The organism is Polaromonas sp. P1_G2, assembly GCF_056405515.1.
In genome coordinates, this window is record NZ_JBFUBY010001430.1 from 1 (window position 1) to 405 (window position 405).

Annotated in this window: 1 protein-coding gene; it reads left to right on the plus strand. The window is 61.7% G+C overall.

Annotated features, from left to right (window positions below; translation table 11 throughout):
- On the plus strand, window positions 1–405 hold a 405-nt coding region (locus tag AC1D0P_RS30915; protein WP_477680219.1), incomplete at both ends, for an HAD-IB family phosphatase.

Sequence of the window (405 nt, forward strand, 5' to 3'; positions counted from 1 at the left end):
CAACCGATCGACGTCGTGATCCAGGAAGCCGAGACGCGACGCAAGAAGCTGCTGCTTGCCGACATGGATTCGACCATGATCGGCCAGGAATGCATTGATGAACTGGCGGCCGAGGTCGGGCTCAAGGAGATGGTCGCGGCAATCACCGCCCGCGCCATGAACGGCGAGATCGCCTTCGAGCCGGCACTGCGCGAACGCGTCGCTCTGCTCAAGGACCTGCCGCTTTCGGTCGTCGGCGAAGTGATCACCAAGCGCATCACGCTCACCCCCGGCGGCATTGAGCTCGTCGGTACGATGAAGGCCAAGGGCTTTTACACTGCCCTCGTTTCCGGCGGTTTCACCGTCTTCACCGGACCGATCGCGCAAAAGATCGGCTTCGACGAAAACCGCGCCAATATCCTGCTC